Genomic DNA, 23,807 nt, shown 5'->3' on the forward strand with positions numbered 1-23,807 from the left:
GCTCAGAAGAGCGCGTAACGCGCGACGATCCACAGCATGCGGAGCTTTGGCTTGCTGACCTTCGTGCGCGGAATGTCGAAGCCGCGCTCCAGCGTCCGTTCGAGCAGCACGCGATACACGCCCGACATGATGCGCGGCGCCCGCACCTGGTTGCGCGGCTCGCGGTCCATGATCGCGTCGGAGGCGGCGAAGTGTTCCTTGGCCCGCTCGGCGAGCGTGGCGCACACGCGCGGCAGCGACGGGTCGTCGGCGATCTGCGTGGGGCTCGTCACCGCAATGCCTTCGCGCGCCAGCAATTCGTGCGGCAGATAGCAGCGGTTGATGCCGGCGTCTTCGTCGATATCGCGCAGGATGTTGGTGAGCTGCAGCGCGCGGCCCAGATGATGCGCGAGCAAACGGCCGGGCTCTTCCTGCATCCCGAATATCCTCACCGATAGACGGCCCGCCGCGCTGGCGACACGGTCGCAATAGAGGTCGAGCGTCTCTTCATCGGGGGCGCAGATGTCGGCGGCGGCGTCCATCGCCATGCCGTCGATCATCGCGTGAAAATCGTCGCGTTGCAGATGAAACGTGTGAATGTGCCGCGTCAGCGCGCGCAGCGAAGCGCGCGGCGCGCCGGCGTAGCACGCGTCGATATCGGCACGCCAGCGTTCGAGCGCGGCGGCGCGTTCGGCGGGCGGCAGGTCGCTGTCGGCGATATCGTCGACAGCGCGGCAGAAAGCGTAGACCTGATACATCGCGTCGCGCTGCGCCGCCGGCAGGATGCGCATTGCGAGATAGAACGAGCTGCCGGATGTGGCGGCAGCGGCGTCGATTTCTGTATCGTCCACGACAAGATTGGAAACAGCCAAGACGATCTCCGCTGGAGGCGCCCGCTGAAAGGCGTTCAAGAAGTTTTATGCCTGCCCGCAGGGCCGGCGGCACGCGCGCGGGGACACGCGCGAAACACCCGGCTGGGAGGCCGGAAACGGCGAAAAGTATATCAACGTTTGTGAGATGCCGCAGTTTCGTCGGCGGATAAGGGGCCGGAAGGAAGCCTGAAGCGGGTCAGGCAGTGCGCTTCACGCCATCCACTGTGGCTTGTACGGCGCCGCTGGCGAGGCGGAACGCCGCTGTGGAGCGGCGCTAGACGAACCCGACCGAGCGGTTGCGTCCTTGCCGCTTCGCGCTATACAGCGCGGCGTCGGCTTCGTTGATGAGCACGTCATACGAAGGCACGCCGACCCGCGCCGACGCGCCGCCGACGCTCGCCGTCACCGGCACGCTCGTACCCTGCACTTCGACCGGCGTGTCGGCGATCGTGCAGCGGATCTTTTCCGCGACGCGCATCGCGTCGTCGAGCGGCGTGCAAGGCAGCAGCAACGCGAATTCCTCGCCGCCGAAGCGCCCGAAGGTATCCTGCGCCCGCACCACCTCGGCGACGCGCTGCGCCATCACGCGCAACACCGTGTCGCCGACACCGTGGCCGAACTGGTCGTTGATTTTCTTGAAGTGATCGAGATCGAACAGCAGCACCGACATATCGCCGCCGTAGCGCTGCCAGCGCGTGTATTCGTCGCGCAGGCGCGCTTCGAAGAAGCGGCGGTTGGCAATGCCGGTCAGGCCGTCGCGATCGGCATATTCCTGCAGCTTCGCGACCGCCTCTTCGCGTTCGCGCTGCACGATGCTCACGTGCGTGACGTCGGAAATGGTCACGCACACGGCCACCACTTCGCGCTCGCGCATGAGCGGCATGAAGGTGCAGTCCTGCTGCATGAAATCGACGCCGCCGGTAATCGGCCGGTCGTGATCGAACTTGAAGAGATACGGGCGCTGTTCCCACGAGCTGAATGCAAAACTGCCGAGCTGAAACACGCTTTCGATCTTGCGTGCCAGCCACACGCGCGGCAGTTCGGGAAAATGCGTGAAGAGCGACTTGCCGACCACCTGGTCCGGCGTCAGTCCGCTGTGATCCTGCATGAAGCGGTTCCACATGAGCACGTTCATGTCGCGATCCAGCACGAAAATGCCGAAACCGACACGTTCGACCACCAGATCGCTCAACGAGTCCACGGGCACATTCATAGGCTCGACAGCAGCGCGTCGAGCGCGCCGTTCATGTGGCGAATCGATTCTTCGGCCATCAACATCACGAGATGCGCGCGGAAGCTCTGGTCCTCGAGCGCGAAATTCACTTCGACCAGCAAGGCCACTTCCCATTGCAGCACGCCGGGCTGGAAGACCTCGTCGAGCGTCATGGCTTCGCCGAGCAAACCCGGCGCGGAGAAGATCGGCGTGCGGCCGAGCTGGTCGAGAATGCACGACACGCAGGCGCCGGTCAGCACGTTGGCCACATCGAACACCAGCTCTGTCTGGCTCACCGCTTCGTAGGACGAGCGCGAGTACGGGTCGCTGACAAGCGCACACAGTTGCTCGATGCTGTCGCTGCGGCAGATCACCAGCGCCTCGCCCTTGATATCGGAGCGAAAGCCCTGGCGCACCGCGCTCACCGTGTCCTCGATCCCGGTCATCTCCCGCAGCGCCTGCGCCGCCTCGCTGACCGCCACCACCTTCACGCGCGGCACCGACAATTCGATGAACGCATCGAGCAGCCGCGCCAGACGCGTCGCGGCTTGACCCATCGCCAGATTGGCGACCTCTTGCAGCGCGTCGCGCTGATCTTCGTTGAGGACTGGCTCAGACATACAACCCGTACTCCTTGAGGATGGGCAGTACCGCCTCGGGCGTCACGGGCTTGGCGATGAAGGCCACGGCGCCGAGCGCGCGCACGCGCGACTGGGCCATCGGCTGAACATCGGCGGAGACGACGATGACGAAGGTGTTCAGATCCTCGTGCTGCAACGCTTCCAGCACCTGATAGCCGGTCATGTCCGGCATGGTCAGGTCGAGGAACATCACCGACGCCTTGCCTTCGCGATACAGAGCGAGCGCTTCGCGCCCATTCGATGCGTAAGACACGTCGACCTCCCAGTCCGGCGGCAATGCCTTGGTGAGCACTTTGCGGGCAAGCAATGAATCATCGGCGATCACAATGGGCAAAGGCATGGGCGGGTCGGAAAGCGGAATTAGCTCATTCGCGTTAACGGCGGATCGAGGCGGATTCTTTAGCGCGAAGTCTGTCGACCAGCGTCAAAGTCGGCTGAAGCTTGCTGAAATGCGGATTGCAGGCGAGCGGGGAGCGCGCGCGGCGAGGCGCGTTGGACGGAACCGGTGGGAACGCCTGAAAGCGTACGCGCACGGTGGACGACGGCTATGACCGGCATGTTCGAAGCCTACCCCGTAGATGAATCTGCGCGGCTTCATGGATCGGGCTGGTCCCTTGCCGCGCACGTGATTCCGCGAACGCCTTCCGCCACGCGTGGTACGCATGGCCTGGCTGGGTGCCCTCGCGGCAGATGCATCCGAACATGGCGGACGCATTTTTATCATGGCGCTGATTTTCGAAGTAAAACGGCGGAAAGGCAACTCGCCAATTTCACTTTCATTAAAGAGATTTTCCCATTAAATACTATTTTTGAAAATCTTTTGGTAGATTTGGAAGAGATTCTTTTACTTCCATCCTTTTGTGTACGTTTGCGCTTCTCGATTCGTCGCTGTTTTAAAAAGCAGACAATTGAGTCGTCAGTCGATGGGCGGTCCGACAGCCGCCCGAGGCGGTCCGGTTGCCGCGGGTAACTTCTACCGCCGCTCCGTGTCTATGCTTCTCGTATGATGCTGACTCCCGGCCTCTGTCCCGAACGACCTTCGCATTACCGACAATGACACCAGACCGGTTCGAACCGCCGCCCGCGAGCCGCCTTGCCTCTCACCGGCAGGACGAGGCATTGTTCCCCGCCGTGCCGGAACAGAATTTTCAGGTGCGGCGCATCACGTTGATCGCGCTGCTGATCGCTGCGATCGTCTTGCCTTGCGTGTATGTCGCGGCCATGGCGCTCAGCGATCTGCGCACACGCGAGGCCGACGCCACCGACATGACGCTGCGCACGGTGCGGATCGCGGAAGAGCATGCGCTGAAAGTGTTCGACATGAACGAGACGCTGGATGCGCGCATCGTCGATCTGACCGAGGGTCTGGACGACGACGGCATTCGCGAACGCGAAGCCGCCATTCACGAGAAGCTGCGCGTCATGGGCGGCGGCTATCCGCAAGTGGCCGCCGTGTCGATCTTCGGGCGCGACGGCGCCTTGCTCGCCAGCAGCCGCTACCTGCCGTCGCCGGTCATCTCGGTCGGCGAGCGCGAGGATTTCACCGGCATTCGCGACGGCAAGGATCTCGAGCATGTGTCGAAAGTCATGACGGGACACGTGGCCGGCGAACAGGTGTTCAACATGGGCGTCGAACGGCCCGCCGCCGACGGCTCGTTCGCCGGCGTGGTCTCCGTTGCGCTGCGGCCGAGCTATTTCGACGCGTTCTACCGCGAACTGCTCGGCGGCAACAACAGCGGCACGCCGATGACCATGAGCCTCGTGCGCACGGACGGCTCGATCCTCGCGCACTATCCGCGCACGCCGCGCGAGCCCACTGCCATGGCACCGCAAACGCCGTTCGCCGAAGCGCTCGCGCAGGGACGGCGGGCCGGCGTGGTGCGCATGCATTCGAATGTCGACGGCGAAGATCTGATTCTCGCGTTCCGCCACGTCGGTTCGTATCCCGTCTACGTGGTGTGCGGCTATCGGGCCTCGGCGATCTGGGCGGCGTGGTACCGGCATCTCGGCGTGCTGATCCTGTCGATGTTCACGCCGTCCATCGCGCTGTGGTGCGTGATCTGGTTGTCGCTGCGCCGCCTGGGCGCCGAACAGGAGGCGTGGGAGCGCTGGCAGGCCGAAGCGTCCATGCGCCGCTCGATCGAATCGGCGTATCGCCAGTCGCGCAAGATGGAAGCGCTGGGCACGCTGGTCGGCAGCGTCGCGCACGATTTCAACAACCTGCTGATGATCCTCTCGGCCAACGTGCAGATTGCGCGGCGGCGCGGCGTGACGGGTCTGGACCGCGAATTGTCGGCAATGGAGCGGGCGCTCAAGAACGGCCAGTCGCTCACGCGGCAATTGCTCGGCGTGGCGCGCAAACAGCCGCTGCGCAACGAGACGCTGTCGCTCGAACGCTGGCTGCCGGCCTGCCGCGAATTGCTGCGCGCCTCGCTCGGCGCGAAGGTGTCGCTGGTGATCGATATCGGCGTCGAGATCTGGCCGATGCGCGTCGACGTCGCGGAACTGGAGCTGGCGCTCATCAACGTCGCGGTGAACGCGCGCGACGCCATGCCGAACGGCGGGCGCTTCACGGTACGCGCCACCAATATCCAGTTCCGGCACGAAGACGGCTTTCCGCTGACGGGCGACTTCGTGCAACTGTCGCTCGAAGATACAGGCGTAGGCATGGCGCCCGACGTACTCGCGCGCGCCTTCGAACCGCTGTTCACCACCAAGCCGAAAGGCATGGGTACGGGCCTCGGCTTGCCGCAGGTTTTCGCATTCTGCGAGCGTTCCGGCGGCCTCGCCGCGATCGACAGCGCGGTCGGCGCGGGCACTTCCGTGCGTCTCTATCTGCCACGCGCCACGGCTGAGCCGGAGGTCGACGGACCGCCCGAAACCGGCGCCGAGGAGAACGGCGCGCCGCCGGGCTTGCGCATTCTGCTGGTCGAAGATAACGAGGAAGTGGCAGCCGGCACCGAAGCCCTGCTGCAGATGATGGGCCATCAGGTCACGTGCGTCTTCAACGCTGACACCGCGCTGCGCCTGTTCGACGACGCCCACGCGCGGCAAGCGCGCACCGGCGAACCGCTGCCGTTCGATCTGGTGCTGTCCGACATCCATATGCCCGGCACCATGAACGGCATCGATCTGGCCGAGGCGGTGCTCGCATTCGAGACCAAACTGCCGGTCATTCTCGTCACCGGCTACGCGGAAGAACTCGACCGGGCGCGCCACGTGGATGTGCGTGTGCTCTCCAAGCCTTTCGATATCGGTTTGCTGGAAGAACTCCTGCAAGCGATCCAGCACGATCTGACGCAGACGGGCGCCGACCCGGCGGCGCATCCGGCGGAGTAAGCCCGCGTTGGCGGGCGGGGGACCAAATCTGACATTTACCGGTGGTTGTAAAAGCGCGGTGGCGGCATGCCGCGCTTTTTTGCGCCGCCGCCGCGCGCAGGTCGGTGCGGGCGGGCGCGGCAGGCCCGTCGCACGGGCCCGGCATGATCGTTGCGGCGTCAAAATAAGCAACGGGAGCGGCGCGTTGGCGCGTCGTCCGTCCTGCCTAAATACGTCGGGAGACAGCCATGCGACACACCGTGATTGGTTTATTCGACACCTTTGCTCAGGCGGAAGCCGCGCGCGACACGCTCGTCCAGACCGGTTTTGGACGCGAGACGATCGAATTGCAGGCGAATCCGGAACCGTCGGTGGGTTCCGCAACCGACGAAGTCGCCAGTTCGGGCGTGCTGGCAAATATCGAGCGTTTCCTGTCGAGCCTGTTTGCAAGCGGTCCACGTGCGCCGGAAACAGCGCGCTACGCCGAGGCCGTACGCCGCGGCGCGGTGCTCGTGTGCGTCAACGCGGCGAGCGAAGCCCATGCGGACCTCGCTCGCAATACCTTGACGAGATTGGGCGCGACCGATATCGGCGAACGCTCGCCCGATTGGGACACGCCTGTGGAAGACTCCGGCCGCGAGCATTCCGTCCTCGATGAACTCGGCATCGGCTCTATGACGCCCCGTACGTCGAGCGTATCGACGCCCAGCGCGGCCGCGACTACGCGGCCTGCCACGATGGCTGATCCAGGGTACACCGTGCCGCCCGGCAGCAGCGACGCCGAGCCGTTCGTGCCGCCGCCGCTCAGCGAGCGCCCGCTGACGGATCCGGTCAACGAACCGGTCAGGGACCCACTGGTCGGCGACGTAGGCCGTAGCGCGATCGCTGCGGGCTCGGTACCGGGTTCGGGCGCGATCATGCAGCCCTCCGAAGTCGTCCCCGAAGCGAGCCAGCCGACCGCCGGTTTAGGCGGCCAAATGCCGAACGAATATCTCGAGTACGAGGAAGACTTCCGCGCGCACTACGACGAGCAGTACGCCTCCGAAAACGCACGTTATGAAGACTATGTGCCGGCCTACCGCTATGGCGCGGAGATCGGTAAGGACATGCGGTATCGCGACCAGCCTTGGGACGACGTCGAACCGGAAGCACGACGTCATTGGGAAAGCACCTCGCCGGACAGCACGTGGGAGCGCTTCAAGCTGGCCGTGCGTCATGGCTGGGAGCGCGTAACGGGACATCATCACGTCTGAGCCTGAGCAATTCGTGGCGGCATGCCGTGGAGGTCACGGCAATGCCGCCGCGTTCAGTCTCGTCTGACGCGCTCGCGCCTTTCGCTTCAAGCAGCGGTCTGGTGCTTGACCCACGCGACGTAGCGGTCGACGAAAGTCTGCAGAAATTTGCGTGTACCGTCGCTCAGGATCTCGCCTTTTTCGTTGATGACCGCCGCATCGTGCTTGATGAACACCTCGGGTTGGCCGAGCGTCGGCACATCGAGATACGCCAGCACATTGCGCAGATGCTGTTGCGCCAACGCCGTGCCGGTCGCGCCAAGCGACGTGCCGATCACGGCGCCGGGTTTGCCGGCCCATGAATTGGTGCCCCACGGGCGCGAACCCCAGTCGAGCGCGTTTTTCAGCACGCCGGGCATGGACCGGTTGTATTCGGGAGTGACGAACAGCAGGCCGTCCGCGGCTTCAATGCGCTGCTTCAAGTGCTTGCCGGCTTCGGGATAGTCGGCGTCGTAATCCTGGCTGTAAAGCGGCAGCGAGCCGATGTCGATGAATTCGAAGGTGAAGTCGGACGGCGCCAGTGAAATCACGGCTTGCGCCAACTGCCGGTTGAACGACTCGCGGCGCAAGCTGCCGACGACGACTGCAATGTGATGGGCCATGATTCGCTTCCTTGTTGTGAGGCGCTCGGGGCGCAAAGGGTACGAACTGTCCATGATAGGCAATAGCTGCGCGCGCGGCGGCGACGGGCGGCAAAATACTGCCCCGCGACTATTGGGGCAGGTACGGCAGCGGTGCGCGGTGGATAACTCTGCATCCCACAAAGTTATCCACAGATTCACTGAATAACCTTGTGGATAACTGGTACTTTTGCCTTGTCAATCAAGCATGCTTTCGGTCTAGGACGTTTTGAGGCAAACAAGCGTTTGTTGCCTGTCCTGCTCAGCCGGAAATCCACGCGACGGGCATAAATGACCGATGACGCGCGCCGCGTGAGCAAGTCTACTTGATGGAGGATCGAGCCATGAGTCCGAATTACGCAGGTAAATCCCACGACGAAGCAGTGGCTGCTCGCAACAAGGAAAAGCAGCGGGCACAGGAACAGCCCGGCGGCGAGATGGCCGTCGACGGTACGGAAGCGGACGCCGCGCATAGCAGCGGCGAGTTGTCCGAACGCGGCAAGGAAGTGTGGCGCCGCGGTAGCGGCATGGATGGCGGCGGGAAGATTTAGTTGGCGGTAGCGCGGCGTGCCTATTGTCTTGCGCCGTCGCGCAGCGCTTGGCGTTCCGCGGTTCGCGACGGTGGCGCCTTACCAAGCCATGAAGGCGAGGCGTTGTGCCTTCCTGGCTTACGTCACGAGTTGGTCTCGCTGCGTGTTCAGCGTCTCACTCCGGCACGGCAATGTCGCCATCCACCAATTGCCAGCCGTAGGTCTCGGCAAACAACTGGGCCGCATCGGCGTCTTCGAAAAAGGGCATGTCGGCGTGCCCCTGGAACGGGTAGATCACCCGCTCGTCGCTCAAGCGGATCACTTTCAGTGTCGGCACCGTGCCGCTCGAGGTACGGCGCGACGACGCCATCACCTGATAGTTCGCACGGCCCGTAAGTGCCGGAAGATTCGCGCCTTGCGAGCGCCTGGAAGCTTGACTTGCCATTGGCGCGCGCATCAGAGCCCAGCGATCGACTGGCCTGCAACCATGCCGTCGATGACCTGCTCGGCGTAGGTGGCTGAAGCAATGCGCGCGTCGCCGGCCGCGCCGAACGGTGAACGGCTCGGCACGCGAAACACTCTGCTGCTGGTCATCGTATCGTCGGTGCCGCGCCGGCAGATTCGCACGGCGGCATCGAAGCCCGAATCGTAGTGGCGAACGCCATCGAGACCGCTCGGCTGGTGCGGATACACCAACGGATAGATCTCTAGACCCCGGTAGCTTCTGATCGTATTGCCCATGATGCTCGTCTCCGATGAAGGCTTTCGTGGAACGTGGCGTCGTTGTCGGGCGCAATGCCGGCCGGACCGCGGCGTACCAGCGAAACGTGATGTTGATCGACGATGCGTACAGAGCGGCCGCATCAATCAAGCCGGGCCGACGACATCGCAGAACTGTGTAGGAGGAAGGGACCCTGTTCGGTGCAGGGCGCTGTGATGCGAGGCGTTTGCGTCAGGGACTGCGCGCGATGCGCAGGAGAACTGCAAGCTGTTGACCCACTGTAACACGTTAGTAGGGTGAACATTGAACGCATTTGTGTGCCGGGCGCGAGTGTTGCTTCGGAGTGCCGGGTATTGTTTTCCGCTGCTGCGATGCGCGGCGTCTCCTGGACCGAGTTTCTATGGATTTTTTGCCCGATGGCGTTCGCCGCGTTGATTCGGGCGTGTAACGGTGTTGCACGGACGACCTCATGCCAGAATCAGGCAGTCAGTCTAATTCTCTGGTTCAAAAGCAAAAGGGCGCCAACATCGGCGCCCCTCTTTTTGTCTTCGAAAAACTTTCTCGTCGACGGGTCCGTGCCCGTCAGCCGATCAGTTGCCGAAGAATACGTTGCAATAAGACGCCGGGCCGTTGCACTGCGACGGAGCGGCAGCCTGGGCTGCGCCGGAAGCGGCGGCAAACAGGGCGACGGAAGCGATCAGGGCGGAAAGAATGCGTTTCATGGTGCTGCTCCTCAGCGTTTGGTTCGCGATCTGGTGCGATCGATGGACTGAAGAATATCGACTGAGGGTTCGCCGACAAACAGCGAAGTCAATAAGACTTTTTTTCAAATATTGAAATAATCCGGTAAGCCGCCTGGTGTAGTTTCGGGCACCAATTGGCGGTGGGTATTGCTTGCCCGGCGCTACGCCGCCAACATCAATCGCGAGCGATTTCACTTTCCGCAATAATCTATTGTCATTGTCATAACGGCCTGCACGGCGCGACTAAGCTCATCTGGTCATCGCTCATGGTCGGGCCTATGTTCAATACCGATTCGATTGCGCAGGCGCTCGCGGGAGAATGGCGCACGAGCTCAGCCACAGTGCGAGGAAAATCACCCGCTCATGAATCACTACGATCCAAGAAAAAACGCGCGGCAGGCAGGATCGCGTCAATGGGGCAGTCCATGGCGCAAGTAGGCGGCACGGCGCTCGACGATCCGGTTTATCTGACGCAATTGCGGCGCGACCTGGTGCGTTTTGCCCGTCTTCAATTGCGCGACGCCGCCGCTGCGGAAGATGCCGTCCAGGAAGCGCTCGCCGCGGCATGGACGCAAGCCGATCGATTCGCCGCACAGTCGGAACACAAGACATGGGTGTTCGGCATCCTGCGGCACAAACTCGTCGACACCCTGCGTGCCCGGCGACGCACGATCAACCTGTCGGCGCTCGAATCCGAACTCGACGGTGAAGCCTTGCTCGATCGCGAGCTGTTCAAGGACAACGGCCATTGGTCGCGCGAAACAAAGCCGCGTCCCTGGCCGACGCCGGAAACCGCGCTGCGTCAGCAGCAGTTCTGGGCCCTGTTCGAGATGTGCCTCGAACACTTGCCGGAGCACATCGGACGCGTGTTCATGATGCGCGAATTCCTCGATCTCGATACCGAGGCGATTTGCGCCGAATTGCAGATGACCGCCAATCATTGCAGCGTGCTGATCTACCGCGCGCGGCTGCGCTTGCGCACTTGCCTGAGCGAAAAGGGCCTATCCAGCGAGGATGCGAATGGGGAAATGTAAGCACATCACGCGCTTGTTGTCCGACGCGCTCGACCGTTCATTGACGACCGGCGAATGGGTCGCGATCCGGCTGCATCTGCCGACCTGCAGCGGCTGCCGCAACTATCGCAAACAGATCCGTCTGCTGCGCGTGGCGGCGCATACCGTCAGCGGAATCGCGACGCCGGGCGCGTTGAATAGCGACGATTGAAGCGCGCTGTGCGTCGTGCTTGGATGGCAGGGCATGCGTGGGCGCGCCGCTTGGTCTAGCGCTCGCCGGGCGGCGTGTTCTGGTAGTGCTCGAAGAAACGCGCATGCGACGCTTCGTCGATCGAAACGGGATGCGGTGTGGCGCCGGCCGGATGTTTCTCGAGCTGCGCGCGCGTGCGAATCGGCCGATGCTGGAAATTGCCGCCGCAGTTCGGACACACGTTGCGCAGCGTAGTGAGCGCACACACTTCGCAGAAGGTGCACTCGTACGTGCAGATCATGGCATCGGATGCGTTCGGCGGCAGTGACTTGCCGCATCCTTCGCAGGACGGTCTCAGTTCAAGCATGGTGACTCCGCGTTTTCAGGGAAGCGAGCTGCGGGACCGCTGCTCGCCTGCCAGGCAGTGTAAGTGGCGTCGGCCGCCCGGAATGGACAGCCGCGCATCAATTCCTGCCAACGCCGCGAGAGCCTGGTGCGTGCTCACGTCAGCACGGTCCACAACACGAGCGTGAGCGCGAGGCCGACGACGGACACGATCGTCTGCAACACCGACCAGACCAGCACCGTCTGCTTCAGTTGCAGGCCGAAATACTCGCGGACCATCCAGAAGCCCGCATCGTTCACGTGGCAGAAAAAGACCGAACCCGCGCCGATGGCGAGCGCCATCAGCGAATTGTGCGTCGTGCTGAGACCGGCGACGACCGGCGCGACGATGCCTGCCGTCGTGGTGGTGGCAACCGTCGCCGAGCCCGTCGCCTGGCGCAGCGCGACGGCGATCAGCCACGCCAGCAGAATCAGCGGCATGTGCGCGCCGACCGCGATCTTGCCGATGGTCGAGCTGATGCCCGCCACCACGAGCGCCTGCTTGAGACCGCCGCCGGCGCCGATGGTCAGCAGCAGCGCGGCGATGGGCGGCAAGCTCTTGCGCAGAATGCCGCCGACGCGCTCGCGCGCCATGCCGCGCGACCAACCCAGCGCCACCACGGCGAACAGCACGGTGAGGCCGAGCGCGACCAGCGGCTCACCCAGGAAATTCAACGTGTTGAACAGGAACGTTTCGGGCTGAAGCAGCAGCTTGGCGACGGTGCGCCCTAGCATCAACACGACGGGCAGCAGGATCGTGATGAGCGAGATCGCGAAACTCGGCGGCTCGCCAGTGTCCTCCTTGGCGCTGAAGAGCTTGCCCATTTCCTCCGGTTCGACCACGTGCATCCGCTTGGACAACCAGATGCCATACAGCGGACCCGCGAGAATCACCGCGGGAATCGCAACGATCAGACCGAGACCGAGCGTGAGGCCGAGATCGGCGTGCAATGCGCTCACCGCGATCAGCGGACCCGGGTGCGGTGGCAGGAGTGCGTGCAGCGTGGTCATGCCGGCCAGCGCAGGAATCGCAATGCGCAGGATCGGCTGCTGCGAACGGCGCGCCATCACGAAGATGATCGGCACCATCATCACGAGGCCGACTTCGAAGAAGAGCGGCAAGCCGATGATCAGCGCGACGACTGCCATCATCCACGGCAGCGTGCGAGGCGTCGAGTGTTTGAGAATGGTCGAGACGAGCCGGTCGGCGGCGCCGGATTCGGCCATGAGCGCACCGAGCATGGCGCCGAGCGCAATGATGATGCCGACGTCGCCGAGTAGCGCGCCGGCGCCTTTACTGAATGCGCTGGCGACAGCCTCGAGCGGTAGGCCGGCGGCGAAACCCGCGGCGAACGTGCCGACCAGAATCGACAGGAACGGCGCGAGTTTCAGCACGCTGATGAAAACGATGATCAGTGCGAGCCCGAGCACGCACGACAGAATGAGTTGGGTGTCGTGGGATGACCACGGCGCGAGTGTTGTCGTCAGATGCACGATGTTCCTTTTTTGTCGAATGACGCAGCCGCGGCCGGGCGCGGATGACGAATTGTAGCGGCCGCTTCAGATTCGACGCAGTTACGCGGACAGATTCGAAGGCCGCAGTGCTTCGTTCCGTCCGCGTGATTTGCTTATGCGAATTTATCGGTTCGTCCAGGCTTGCAGACGAATTATCGTCGGAGCCAATCGGTCCGTTTTGCGTCCGTCTTTTTTACGAGCCCTGTTATGTCACGTCATCCGCTGCTCACGCGCCGCGCGTTCATTGCCGGCGTGAGCGCAACGCTCGCTGCCGCCACGCTGCCCGTCATTTCCGCGTCCGCTTTTGCCGCCGAGGCGCACGCCAAGGAATTCCGCATCGGTTATCAGAAAGCCGCCAATACGCTCGTGTTGCTGAAGGCGCACGGTACGCTCGAAAAACGGCTCGCGCCGCTGGGCATCACCGTCAAATGGACCGAGTTTCCTGCGGGGCCGCAGTTGCTCGAAGGACTGAATGTCGGCGCCATCGACTTTGGCTATGTCGGCGAGGCGCCGCCCGTGTTCGCGCAGGCCGCCGGCGCGAACTTCGTCTACGTTGCCTATGAGATCCCGACGCCGCATGCCGAAGGCATCCTCGTGCATCAGGATGCGCCGATTAAAACGCTGGCCGATCTGAAGGGCAAGAAAATCGCCTTCAACAAAGGCTCGGATGTTCACTGGTTTCTGGTCGCCGCGCTGCAGAAAAGCGGCGTGAAGTACAGCGAGATTCAGCCAGTCTATCTGGCGCCCGCCGATGCGCGCGCCGCCTTCGAACGCGGCGCGATCGATGCGTGGGCGATCTGGGATCCGTTCCTCGAAGCGGCGAAGCGGCAGTCGAATGCGCGCTTGCTGGCGGATGCCGACGGCATTGTGAGCCATCACCAGTTCTTCCTGAGCGCGCGACAGTTCGCGCAACAGGACGCCGATGTGCTCGCGATCACGATGGACGAAGTGGGCAAAGAAGGCGCGTGGGTGCGGGAGCATTACAGCGAGGCTGCCGCGCAACTCGCGCCGATTCAGGGGCTCGACGCCGGCGTGATCGAAGCGGGCTTGCGGCACTATGCGCACGTGTATAAACCTGTCGATGCCAATGTGCTCGCGGAACAGCAACGTATCGCTGATACCTTCAGCGAGCTGCGCATCATCCCGACGAAGATCGTTACCAAGGATGCGGCGTTGCCTGGTAGCAAGGTCTAGTCTGCAGGCGTAGCTTCGATTTGCTGGCCTTGCTACGCCATTCAGGCGAACAGTGCGGCGACGTTTTCCGGCGGGCGGCCGATTACCGCACGCCCGTTTCGCACGACGATCGGCCGTTGCAGAAGGATCGGATGTTTCTCCAATGCTTCGTATAACTGAGAGTCAGTCAAGGAGGTGTCGGCGAGTTGCAGTTCCTTGTATTCGGCTTCGTTGTCACGAATCATTTCGCGGACTGTGCAGCCTAGTTGTGCGTTCAGTCGCTTGAGCTGTTCGACCGTGAGCGGATGCCTCAGGTACTCGACAATTTCTGTCGCTTCGTTTGCGCTGTTGTAGGTGGTGGTGATTAGCTCGCATGCGGCGCGTGATTTTGAGCAACGGGGGTTGTGGTAGATCGTGATCATGGGTTTTGGGGTGGTGTGGGTGGTTGCGGGATGCTTGTGCATGGCGCACGTTGGATGGGATTTTAGCGGGTGGGGAGAAGGCGGAGCGAGGCGGTGCTGTAGAGATTTTTGAATTGGCGAGGTCGCGAGATAAGCAGGCAGTGGATGTGGCTTCGGAGAGGAAAGGCGAGACATAACCGTAATCGCGTGACGTGCGTGATGGTCACGTTCGGCTAGGCTTTCGCGTGAAGAGGTATTTTTCTGTTCGCTTCACTTCCGAGTTCATTGCGTCTGCGAAATGGTATCGGGCGCGGCAGGCCATGCTAGGTCTTTGTAGATTACCTCCCCTGCGGCGCGTGAATGCGATTTGGCGAGTTTCCGAACGCCATACGATCCATGAACTCCCGGCTAGTGCGACTTGCGGGCAAATGGCTCGGCTAAACGGAGCTAAGTGGTGAACGGCGCCCCCCTGTTTGTAATTGCTCAATTTCGCAGTTTATGCGCATAAACTGTCCTACCGACTTCCGCGATGGTCGGATTTCTCAAGCGGCGCAGCCTTCGATCTGCGCATGCTGTGCACAACCGTCCTCGGTGCTCGTGGGTGTAGCTGGTGCCTACGCTACTCGGCTACTCGTGTAGTTCGTTGCACCGATCATCGTGGCAACGCATTGAACTGCGGGCCGGCTCTCTCTAGCAAATCACGGTCATGGCAAAGCCCGCTGCGGGGCTTTATGCGCATAAATCTCGCGGCCAGTTCCGGCGACCTATCACGGGTTCATCGGCAGCGCATGTCACGTTGCCGACAACGCTCGCGTTGATGAATACAGCGATCCGAACACGGCGCGAGCGCAATCGAATTGGCGCCATGCAGGCCAAACCGGTCAGCCGGCACATCGCCCCAGCACCCTCTCTCAACCTCAACAGCGCCGCCCATCACCGCGCCTCCATCCTTTATGCGCATAAACCTATCCGAACGGCTAATCCTTCTCGTGTTTACACAAAAACGATTGAAATACGAATTCATCCAGGTAAAATCCATTTGCGTCTAAAAAGAGGAGGTGAAGATTGGCAGCTGAAATCATCGCGGTAACTCAGCAGAAGGGCGGGGTCGGGAAGAGCACAATCGCGATGCACCTCGGCGCTGCATTTCATGAGAAAGGCAAACGCGTCCTCGTCGTAGACGCAGACGGTCAAAACACGCTGATCCACTGGGCCAGTGCATCATCAGACGGCGACACCGGTATCCCCTTTCCAGTCGTCAACCTCTCCGAAGCAGGCAGCCAGATCCATCGCGAGATCAAGAAGTTCGTGTCTGACTACGACATCATCGTCGTCGACTGCCCGCCGTCTATCACCGAGAAAGTCTCCGGCGTCGTCCTTCTCGCTGCGAGCGTCGCGGTGATCCCGACATCCTCATCGCCCGCGGACTACTGGTCGAGTATCGGACTGGTGAAGCTTGTCCAGCAGGCTCAGGTCATGAACGAAGACCTCCGTGCCGTCTTCCTGCTCAATAAGACCGAAGAGAAACGGATGCTGACGCGTGAACTGAAGCGTGCGTTGGAAGAGCTCGGGTTCCCGCTGCTCAAAACACAGATCCCGACTCGCGAGGCCTACAAGCAGGCTATGGCGTTAGGGCAAACAGTGCTTCAGATGAATGATCGCGGCGCCAAGCTGGCCGCCATCGAAGTACGGGCATGCGCGAATGAGATCGCCGCCTTGCTCCCGTGAAATTTATGCGCATAAAGGACCCTGAATGAAACCCTCCCAATTCGCCAAAGGCTTTCAAGCACGTCCTGATTCGACCAGCAGCGAAAAGCGAACCGCGCTCGATCGCCTGAACGCTATCGACGGACTGGTCAAGAATGACCCGAAGAATAGCGAGGCGGCGGGGCGTACCCTCGCGCCCGTCATGACATCGCAGAGCGTTGCCGAAGTCGACGCTGTTGACACAGCCAATGAATCGGCGGCCTACCGCACCTGGCGCAACGAGCACGGCTACCGGCCAGGCCAGGTCATCGAGCTGGCGCTTAAGACGATCAAGCCGAGCCCGTTCAATCCGCGGCACTTCTATCTGAAGTCGTCGATTGCCGAACTCGCTGTCAATCTGGCAAAGCAGGGGCAGCAGCAGGCGATTCACGTCATCCCGGATTACGACAATCCCGGCACCTACTACGTCAGCGATGGCGGACGACGCGTGCGGGCCCTGAAAGAAGCAAACAAGGAATCAGTGAAGGCGATCGTCATCGATCTGCCGATCGGTATCCAGAGCTACAAGCTCGGTTACGACCTCAACGTCCAGCGCGATTCGCAGACGGTGTTCGACAACGCGGTCGTATGGAAACGCTTTCTCGACGACCGGCATTTCCAGAGTCAGAAGGAACTCGCCGAACACCTGGGGCTAGACGAGTCGACCGTTGCAGTCGCCTTGTCGATTGCCAAATTGCCTGAGGTCGTCATGCACGAGATGGTCGCGCGACCAGACCGCTTCGGCTCGAACATGGCGTATCAGGTGGGGCGTTATCACACTGCCCGCGGCGCCGATGCAACGCTGCGTCTGATCAACAAGATCCTCTCGGACGATCTGAGTACGCGGCAAGTCGCAGACATCGTCAAGGGCAGGGCGAGCGCTCAGGAAAGCACCAAACCAGCGGGCCGGCAACGCTATGCGCAACGTCTGGAAATCAAACTCGACGGTGTGTCGGTCGGCGATCTCAAATCGTACGGCGATGATCGAATCGAACTGCGTCTGAAGGGGCTCACGCGTGAAAAGCGCGACGACATCCTTCGCCAGATTGAAAAGATGTTGAAGTAAGAAAGACTAGTACAGAGATGGGGCACGCGGCAGCCAGGAGCCGCGCCCCGCTCGCTAGATGATTACGCCGCGCGCGATTGGCTCAGCGTGAAGGCTAGCAGGTCACCGTCAGTCGGCTCGCCCCAGGTCTTGCGAGCCAGCCAATCGAAGAATGCCGTTTCGACAATCTTCGAATCCAGCCCTCGGCGGCGCCAGTCGTCGCGCATGTGCGTGCCAAGTCCCGGCAATTCATCTTCTTCAAACGACTGCCGCGCGATCTCCCGCTCGGACTCACCTTGTTCGTCGTACAACTCGCGCGCTTCCTTGCGGCGATACGCCGAGTACTCGCCGAGCAGACGCGCCTTGAGGTCGTCGGCCGGCGCAGCAACCGCAGCCTTGCCGCCACCACTCGACGGCAACGCTTCGACCGGCGGCGCGTAACCTTTCTTCAATGCGTCCTTGAACAACGCGGGCGCACTGCGCACCGGCGGCAACGACGTGCTGCGCATGCGTTGCTCGGTCATCTGCAGCGCGGCGCGAATGCGATTTTCTTCGCTGTCGGCGTAGAGCGTTTGCGCTTCTTTCAGCGGGATGCCGATCTTCACCATCCGGTCGACCAGCGTACTGTCGAACACGTTCGGATGTTCGTCGAGCGCGAGCATCGGCTGCTTGCGTTCGGTCACGCGAAACTGTATCTCGGCGACCCGGCGTCCTTCCCGGTGCTCGATCAGTTCGACGAAGATGTTCGTAACGGCGTTGACCTCGGCGATGGCCGGGCGCAAGTAATCACGTTTGAAGTATTTGTACTCGCGCTTCGCTTCATCGCCCGCTTCCGTGTCCGGCGTGCCGGAGAGGATAGGGCGCCACCACTCCCACGTCTCGCGCATCGTCAGATGGCTCGGGTTGGTCAGGTAGCGCACGCAAATCTCGTACAGCGCGAGACCCGCGCTACTGCGCAACTGGCTCTGGAACTGGAGACTCAAGCGGGCATACTGAACCGGATCGAGCAGCTTCTTCTTGATCTTCGGCGCAAATGAGAATTCCACCCAGACACGGCGGGTGGTGGGGTCTTCGAGAATTTCGGCGTCGGCAATCAGCGTGGAAATACCCCATTTCCGCCCCGGCTTCTGACTGGACGTGCCGGTGCTCCATTCGACCTGCACCGACACCATGCGCCGCAAGTGCTCCTTGACGAGCGCGGTGTCGTTGGAATCAAACGCGGAGTTCGCGACGATATCGGACAGCAAGGCCCGATACGTGTCGCCGGATTCGTCCGCTTGCTGAGCCACGGCGAGGAGCACGTTGAACAGTTTGCGGGTAAGGAGCGTGATTTTGCCGCTTTTAGGCTGAATCGCGATCGCCTCGACGGCTTTGCGCAATTCGGCCGAGCTCGGGCTGACTACGTCGGTCTTCTTCGCGCGCTTCGTGGCCATGCGTCTGGTCGAGGAGGGATTTGGCGAGAGCATACCGGCTGCGGTGATACGCGTCTATAGCGTGGATCTCACCGTTGCGGGTGAAGCGAGTTTACGAGGCGCGACTCACCTCGAGCAACTCCCGAAAACCCTCACCTCAGCCGTTTCGCGCCAGGTTCGGGCCATCCTTGCAGGTCGCGGGCCTGGCAAATTCGGACCATTTCCGCAGCGGGCGCGAACCGAAGCCATCTGATCCCGAATGTTCTCACCTCAAAAAAATTCGAGAATTTTGACGGGTTGCCCGCCGACCCGGTGCACTTGCGGTCTACGAAGTCGGTGAACAAGCTTCGAGCAATATTTGGCCAGCAGGGGAGGGCTGCCGGCGCAAAGCGTGCGACGCTGGCAAGCCAAGCGGTCGAATCGACGCCACCCTAACAAGCAACGCCTCCGCATGCGTGCTCCGCTGCGCGAAGAGCGCGCCGAGCACCGCTACAAGCCTGTCGCCGGCCTTCTTGACCCGCCCTGCACGCAGCTCTGCCCATGCATTCACGCGATGCAGCAGCCCCACGGCCGGATCTCGCCGCAGGCGTCGCAAGCTTTCCAACCGTGCACCCGGCCCAGATCGGCACCGCCGGAGCTTCGTGCATTGATGCCACTGCCACTTGTGCAACCGTTATAGGCAGTGGTCGACCAAGACGCCCTGACTCGCTGGGTTCGGATCAACACTCTCGAAGCCCCCGAAAAAGCTCACCTTAATGCTAGCGGCATGCTTGGAACGACGCGGCCTTCAGGCGTGTTGAACTCCCAAAGCACGGAAAAACGGTCCCGAAAAACCTCACCTTAGGGCTATTTGAGGGTCCCCAACCACCTGAAAAAAGAGCCCCCGAAAAACCTCACCTTTGCGAAATCAATCAAAAATACTCAATGATTTCATAATCTTATAGATTTCACTTTAGCCGCGTCATCTGTGAACGCTCCCGTAAAACCTCACCTCATAGCCGATTTCGGTGAATTCCGGAATTTTTGATCCCGGCCGTCGCCGTCCTGAAAAATCTCACCTTTCGATTTCAGCGACCGTAAAACGCAAACGACTTCGGCAGCGTCGGTAGGGCTTTTCCGGGCGATGGAAGCCATTTTGGTCCTGTATTTCCTCACCTTAACGATCGCCGAGCACCCAAACGACTCCTGAAAAACCTCACCTTTGATCCAAACCAGGTGCATTTCATGGACGACGCATGCCACAAAACCCGACCTCCCGAATTTCCTCACCGTTGGCAGGCAGCGATCGGCCGACTCATCGCCGTCGACTTTGGATTCAGCCCGAAAAGCAGCCTCGCTCCCGAAAACTCTCACCTTAGGCACCGGAATGCACAGAAATAAGGCAAAAATGCCACCCCTCCCCCGTAAAATCTCACCTTCGGTTCGCGTTTTCTCCCGACTTGACTCACCAATGGGGTTAACGAGCTCAAAATAAGGCCGAAATTGGGCGGACGAATTCATCCCGAAAGCGCTCACCTTCGCCCTGGTCAACTCTCGAACAGACTTTCGAGCGCTGCCGGGCGATCCACGTCATTCAGGTCCTGCAAAATCTCACCTTTGGTCACACCGCACTTTTGGGGTGGCTCCTGAACCCGCTCACGTTCTGTCCCGGACCCGCTCACCGAGGCCCCCGAACCTCATCACTCGACATTCCCGCAAGACCTCACCACCTCTCCCGCAAAGCTTCACCTTACCGGGCTGGAACCCTTGCCAGATAAGGCTTTGCCATGGCGTTAACGTTTTTAACATGGGTTCAAAGGTGTTTACTTTTATTACTCTCTAGCATTTCCCCGCGTGTCCTTCGGACAAAGCCTTCCAACCAAAGTAGCCTTGATGAAGCGCTCGTGAAACAGTGCACGATCGCTGTAAAATCTTTAAAAGCTCTTTCTTTACAAGACCTTATTGGCTATTCTTCGTTTTGTTTCACGGAAAAAATCAGCTAGCGCAAATCCGCCGACTCACTTCTAGCAACAAAACACGCCTTTTCTCGAATCCATGTCCCAGCCCAACAAATGCGTAGCAAACAGTACGTAAATTGTTATGATTCATCCAATTCGAGCGACATCGAGGTATACATGAATCTGGATCAGGAACGGCAATCCATTCGGAACGAGCTTGAAGCTCTGCGAGCCAACGGGGCACGGCGACAAGAACTTTCGCTGCATGCATGCAAGCGACTGTTTTTTGATCTGGGAATCCGGCCCTCCATGGCCACCGTTCGTGATCTGACCCAGACCGGCAGCGCGAGCGACATTCCTAAGGACATCGACCACTTCTGGGAGCGCATCCGAAGTGTGTCGCGCGTGAAAGTTGGCGCCGGCGCTATTCCGAAAGCACTCGAAGACCGTGCCGGCGAATTGCTGGGCGTACTTTTCGAAGAAGCCGTCGCTCATGCACGCACAACGCTCGACGACGAGCGCGAGGAAATTCGCGCGCAGATCACCGCCGCCGACCAGCGCGCTCGAGAAGCGGAAATTCGTCAGCAAGCATCGGAAGACGCGATCAAGCGCAGCGAATTGCGAGCGGAGGCCGCCTGGGAACGTGTTCGCGCGCTCGAAACCGAGTTGTCGAGCACAACCACACACGGCAATGCTCACCAGGAGGGTTTACAGGCAACGGTGCGCCGACTCGATCACGAAAATGAAGCGCTTCGTCAACGGCTCGACACCGAACTCGCGACCAATGCAACGCTCCGGGACCGGATCGACGCATTGCACGTCGAATTGCGCCAAAGCACTGAACACTATGCGCAGCAGATCAAGGACGCCGTCGCCGAAGCCGAGCGGCGCGTCAAGCCGATGCTGGTCGAGCTCGACTCCTTGCGCAGCATGGCGGGCACTTATCAGTCCGGGGTGCGCGAAGCGAGCCGCAAAGAATTTGAGTTTATTCAGCAAATCGCCGCGGCCAAGGCGCGCGGCGACCGGCTCGACGCTCAGTTGCGCGAGCAATCCGACGAAGTAGACTCGCTCACGAAAGAGGTCGCCGTCCTGCGCGGTCAGCAAGGTATCGATCCGGCGATCGCGAGTCTGCTCTGCTCGCTGGTCGAAGCTGGCCGGTTGACGGGTGACGAATTAAGGGTGATCGGCACGGCGGCGGATGGTCATGTCGCCCTGCCGCTGCGGTGCCCAAAATGTGAGGAAGGTGAGCCGGAACTGTCGCAAGTGGATCACCGCTTCGAACTGCAATGTCCGGAGTGCGATCACTCGTCGGGTCTCGGCAAATCAAGGCTGGAGGCGGTTAGCCGGTTTCTGTCGAGCGACCCGATTGCGGCGTCGGCGTGACGTTTGACGCGGTGCAATAACGGACAAATTGGCAAAGGTGAGGAAATTCGGGACTCGAAAGGTGAGGAGTTTCAGGACTCGGCGTCTCCCCTTTTCCTTGTCAAACGCCCATCACGCCTAGGTGCTGGCAGCGGCGGAACGGCCGGATCCGGCACCTCTGCGGCAGGAGAATCTTGCTGATCCATCCAGTTTTGCCACGCGCGATGCAGACGGTTCGCCGACACCGCCTGCACGAACCCGAGCCACTGCCCGACCAGTTCCGCCTCGACCCCGCTTTCGAACAGATCGGCCGCAAACGTGTTGCGCAATGTTTGCGGACTGGCTCGCGACGCTCGCGACTCGGCGATCCCGGCACCGTCGATCAAGGCGTCGACCGCGCGCAGCATGGTGGCTTTATGCATCGGACGTCCGGAAGGCGATGCGGGAAAAACCAGATTACCCGCCAATTCCGACAGACGCCGTTCGGCGAGCCACGCGTCGAGAATCGCGGCGGCGAAAGGTGCGAGCCGGGTGCGCCGCGTCAGCATCGGATTGGCCGACTCGATTGTTACCCAAGGCGATCCCACATTCACGCAACTAACCGTAAGCGAAGCAGCCTCGCCCGTTTTCAATCCGCCGCCTAAAAACACGGCAATCAAAGCGCGGTCGCGCCGCTCCCGCCAACGTTGCGCCGCAGACAAATCCGGCAACGGCGAAAACAGATGCGCGATCAATGCGGTTCGTTCGGCGTGGTTGAGAAAGCCGGTCGGCTCGTTATCGCGTGCGTTTCGCCACGCTGCTTCGCCATCCTGAGCAATGAAGCGCGCCGGATTGGTCGAAGCGGATTCGATCTCGCGCACATGATCGAGCACTCGCTCGATCAGCCGCAAATACCGTACACGTTGAGTCTTTTTGACGTCGAGTCCGGTGACGAATTCGGCAATCGTGTGAGCTTCGACCGTGACCAGACTCTTTTGACGCGCGCTCAGCCAATCGAGAAAAAGCCCCCACTGCGCCTGGTAGACTTCAGCGGAAGAACGGCGGAAATGTTGTTTGGCTAGCCATGCGTCGAACGCGATTTGCGGGTCGCGGCGCCAGTCTTCACGTTGCTGATCGAAGAGATCCGTGGACGGCGCTGGACGCGGGACCGGGTCGGTCAGGTGAGGAGGTGACATGGGTTATTCTTCCGTTAGTTGCACCCATTGTAGGTGGCAACGGATGGAAATGCAGCCCGGATTCAGTCGCCCCAAGCGCGCGCGTGTTTCAAAGGCGCGTTCTCGGACGACGGCTGCGCAGCCCGCCGTGCCGCTTCTTCATAAGCACTGACCGCGAACGCGAACACCGCCGGCAGTGCCGTGGACGTGCCGAAGTCCACCGCCTCGTCCGTTTCCGGATACGGCAAATCGGACGGTCGTTGAAAAAGACCCAGCATCACCGCGTCGTGCCGGCTGGCGAAGCCGAGGTCAGCCAGCGCTTCGGCTTCGATGGCATGCAGCAAACGCCAGGTGAGCGGCACCTGTTGCACGATGTAGCGCGCAGCAATATTGCGGACGATGTGTTCGAGATCACGCGCTGCGGTTTGATAGCGCAGCGCGGCCAGAGCGTGGTCGGTCGAGTCGGTTGTCAGCTTGTTCATGATCGGCTCCAGTCGATACCCTGTACTGTACAAATATACAGTGTCGGATGCAACCTCGGGCGAA

The 23,807-nt window shown here is 61.3% G+C and carries 24 protein-coding genes; 10 read left to right on the forward strand and 14 right to left on the reverse strand.

Annotated elements, in window-relative coordinates:
* Positions 1–2: 2 nt before the first annotated feature.
* The 4 genes from hpnD to B0G74_RS41805 all read right to left on the reverse strand — a co-directional run bounded on the left by hpnD (position 3) and on the right by B0G74_RS41805 (position 3,045).
* Complete coding sequence (gene hpnD / locus B0G74_RS41790; RefSeq protein ID WP_132383369.1) at positions 3–851, reverse strand: presqualene diphosphate synthase HpnD; 849 nt, start codon at positions 849–851, stop codon at positions 3–5.
* A 274-nt stretch (positions 852–1,125) separates the two neighbouring features.
* Positions 1,126–2,064, reverse strand: a complete 939-nt coding sequence (locus tag B0G74_RS41795) for a diguanylate cyclase (protein WP_132383371.1) — start codon at positions 2,062–2,064, stop codon at positions 1,126–1,128.
* On the reverse strand, positions 2,061–2,684 hold the full coding sequence (locus B0G74_RS41800; protein WP_132383373.1) for a chemotaxis protein CheC: 624 nt from the start codon (positions 2,682–2,684) through the stop codon (positions 2,061–2,063). Before B0G74_RS41800 ends, B0G74_RS41795 begins: the two co-directional genes overlap by 4 nt.
* A complete protein-coding gene (locus B0G74_RS41805; RefSeq protein ID WP_132383375.1) occupies positions 2,677–3,045 on the reverse strand; it encodes a response regulator in 369 nt (122 codons plus the stop codon). Before B0G74_RS41805 ends, B0G74_RS41800 begins: the two co-directional genes overlap by 8 nt.
* Before the next feature lie 713 nt (positions 3,046–3,758).
* On the opposite strand from B0G74_RS41805, the gene B0G74_RS41810 reads away from it, so the two are divergent.
* Both B0G74_RS41810 and B0G74_RS41815 read left to right on the forward strand, forming a co-directional pair.
* The gene (locus B0G74_RS41810) at positions 3,759–6,044 is read left to right on the forward strand and encodes a hybrid sensor histidine kinase/response regulator (RefSeq protein WP_132383376.1); all 2,286 of its coding nucleotides are present in this window, start codon (positions 3,759–3,761) and stop codon (positions 6,042–6,044) included.
* Between the two features lie 227 nt (positions 6,045–6,271).
* Complete coding sequence (locus tag B0G74_RS41815; RefSeq protein WP_132383378.1) at positions 6,272–7,276, forward strand: hypothetical protein; 1,005 nt, start codon at positions 6,272–6,274, stop codon at positions 7,274–7,276.
* 86 nt (positions 7,277–7,362) lie between these two features.
* Here the strand turns inward: B0G74_RS41815 and B0G74_RS41820 are convergent, their stop codons facing one another.
* A complete protein-coding gene (locus tag B0G74_RS41820; protein WP_132383380.1) occupies positions 7,363–7,917 on the reverse strand; it encodes an NAD(P)H-dependent oxidoreductase in 555 nt (184 codons plus the stop codon).
* Positions 7,918–8,279: 362 nt separating this feature from the next.
* Here B0G74_RS41820 and B0G74_RS41825 point away from each other — a divergent pair, with 362 nt between their 5' ends.
* Complete coding sequence (locus tag B0G74_RS41825; RefSeq protein ID WP_132383382.1) at positions 8,280–8,486, forward strand: hypothetical protein; 207 nt, start codon at positions 8,280–8,282, stop codon at positions 8,484–8,486.
* Between the two features lie 154 nt (positions 8,487–8,640).
* Here the strand turns inward: B0G74_RS41825 and B0G74_RS41830 are convergent, their stop codons facing one another.
* The 3 genes from B0G74_RS41830 to B0G74_RS47600 form a co-directional block, all read right to left on the reverse strand.
* Entirely contained in the window at positions 8,641–8,910 is a 270-nt protein-coding gene (locus tag B0G74_RS41830; RefSeq protein WP_243658573.1) for a DUF6723 family protein, read from the reverse strand.
* Between the two features lie 11 nt (positions 8,911–8,921).
* Positions 8,922–9,206 (reverse strand): hypothetical protein, encoded by a 285-nt coding sequence (locus B0G74_RS41835; RefSeq protein ID WP_132383386.1) that lies wholly within the window; start codon positions 9,204–9,206, stop codon positions 8,922–8,924.
* 570 nt (positions 9,207–9,776) lie between these two features.
* Entirely contained in the window at positions 9,777–9,908 is a 132-nt protein-coding gene (locus tag B0G74_RS47600) for a hypothetical protein (RefSeq protein WP_279388651.1), read from the reverse strand.
* Positions 9,909–10,354: 446 nt separating this feature from the next.
* Between B0G74_RS47600 and B0G74_RS41840 the strand changes: the two genes are divergently transcribed.
* Together B0G74_RS41840 and B0G74_RS41845 are read left to right on the forward strand one after the other, a co-directional pair.
* Entirely contained in the window at positions 10,355–10,963 is a 609-nt protein-coding gene (locus B0G74_RS41840; protein ID WP_132383983.1) for an RNA polymerase factor sigma-70, read from the forward strand.
* Positions 10,950–11,153, forward strand: coding sequence for a zf-HC2 domain-containing protein (locus B0G74_RS41845; RefSeq protein WP_132383388.1), 204 nt, complete (start codon positions 10,950–10,952; stop codon positions 11,151–11,153). Before B0G74_RS41840 ends, B0G74_RS41845 begins: the two co-directional genes overlap by 14 nt.
* A 55-nt stretch (positions 11,154–11,208) precedes the next feature.
* On the opposite strand, the gene B0G74_RS41850 is transcribed toward B0G74_RS41845, so the two are convergent.
* Entirely contained in the window at positions 11,209–11,499 is a 291-nt protein-coding gene (locus B0G74_RS41850; protein ID WP_132383390.1) for a DUF1272 domain-containing protein, read from the reverse strand.
* Between the two features lie 134 nt (positions 11,500–11,633).
* Positions 11,634–13,010 carry a gluconate:H+ symporter gene (locus B0G74_RS41855; protein WP_132383392.1) on the reverse strand — a complete coding sequence of 459 codons (1,377 nt, stop codon included), beginning with the start codon at positions 13,008–13,010 and terminating at the stop codon, positions 11,634–11,636.
* Positions 13,011–13,238: 228 nt separating this feature from the next.
* On the opposite strand from B0G74_RS41855, the gene B0G74_RS41860 reads away from it, so the two are divergent.
* Positions 13,239–14,225 carry a sulfonate ABC transporter substrate-binding protein gene (locus tag B0G74_RS41860; RefSeq protein ID WP_132383394.1) on the forward strand — a complete coding sequence of 329 codons (987 nt, stop codon included), beginning with the start codon at positions 13,239–13,241 and terminating at the stop codon, positions 14,223–14,225.
* A gap of 41 nt (positions 14,226–14,266) precedes the next feature.
* Here the strand turns inward: B0G74_RS41860 and arsC are convergent, their stop codons facing one another.
* The gene (gene arsC, locus B0G74_RS41865; protein WP_132383396.1) at positions 14,267–14,626 is read right to left on the reverse strand and encodes an arsenate reductase (glutaredoxin); all 360 of its coding nucleotides are present in this window, start codon (positions 14,624–14,626) and stop codon (positions 14,267–14,269) included.
* A 685-nt stretch (positions 14,627–15,311) separates the two neighbouring features.
* Here arsC and B0G74_RS41870 point away from each other — a divergent pair.
* Genes B0G74_RS41870 through B0G74_RS41880 form a run of 3 tightly spaced genes read left to right on the forward strand, consistent with a single transcriptional unit; the run spans position 15,312 to position 17,417 of the window.
* On the forward strand, positions 15,312–15,695 hold the full coding sequence (locus B0G74_RS41870; protein ID WP_132383398.1) for a hypothetical protein: 384 nt from the start codon (positions 15,312–15,314) through the stop codon (positions 15,693–15,695).
* Positions 15,671–16,333 carry a ParA family partition ATPase gene (gene parA, locus B0G74_RS41875; protein WP_012428795.1) on the forward strand — a complete coding sequence of 221 codons (663 nt, stop codon included), beginning with the start codon at positions 15,671–15,673 and terminating at the stop codon, positions 16,331–16,333. Before B0G74_RS41870 ends, parA begins: the two co-directional genes overlap by 25 nt.
* A 25-nt stretch (positions 16,334–16,358) precedes the next feature.
* Positions 16,359–17,417, forward strand: coding sequence for a ParB/RepB/Spo0J family partition protein (locus B0G74_RS41880; RefSeq protein ID WP_132383400.1), 1,059 nt, complete (start codon positions 16,359–16,361; stop codon positions 17,415–17,417).
* A 62-nt stretch (positions 17,418–17,479) separates the two neighbouring features.
* On the opposite strand, the gene B0G74_RS41885 is transcribed toward B0G74_RS41880, so the two are convergent.
* Positions 17,480–18,829 (reverse strand): replication initiation protein, encoded by a 1,350-nt coding sequence (locus B0G74_RS41885; RefSeq protein ID WP_040124205.1) that lies wholly within the window; start codon positions 18,827–18,829, stop codon positions 17,480–17,482.
* Between the two features lie 2,093 nt (positions 18,830–20,922).
* Here B0G74_RS41885 and B0G74_RS41890 point away from each other — a divergent pair.
* Positions 20,923–22,128 carry a DNA-binding protein gene (locus tag B0G74_RS41890; protein ID WP_132383402.1) on the forward strand — a complete coding sequence of 402 codons (1,206 nt, stop codon included), beginning with the start codon at positions 20,923–20,925 and terminating at the stop codon, positions 22,126–22,128.
* A 71-nt stretch (positions 22,129–22,199) separates the two neighbouring features.
* Here B0G74_RS41890 and B0G74_RS41895 read toward each other — a convergent pair whose 3' ends face one another.
* A complete protein-coding gene (locus B0G74_RS41895; RefSeq protein ID WP_132383404.1) occupies positions 22,200–23,282 on the reverse strand; it encodes a tyrosine-type recombinase/integrase in 1,083 nt (360 codons plus the stop codon).
* 62 nt (positions 23,283–23,344) lie between these two features.
* Entirely contained in the window at positions 23,345–23,743 is a 399-nt protein-coding gene (locus tag B0G74_RS41900) for a DUF2471 family protein (RefSeq protein WP_132383406.1), read from the reverse strand.
* Positions 23,744–23,807 lie beyond the last annotated feature (64 nt).

Origin of the sequence: Paraburkholderia sp. BL9I2N2, from assembly GCF_004339745.1 — a bacterium.
GTDB lineage: Bacteria > Pseudomonadota > Gammaproteobacteria > Burkholderiales > Burkholderiaceae > Paraburkholderia.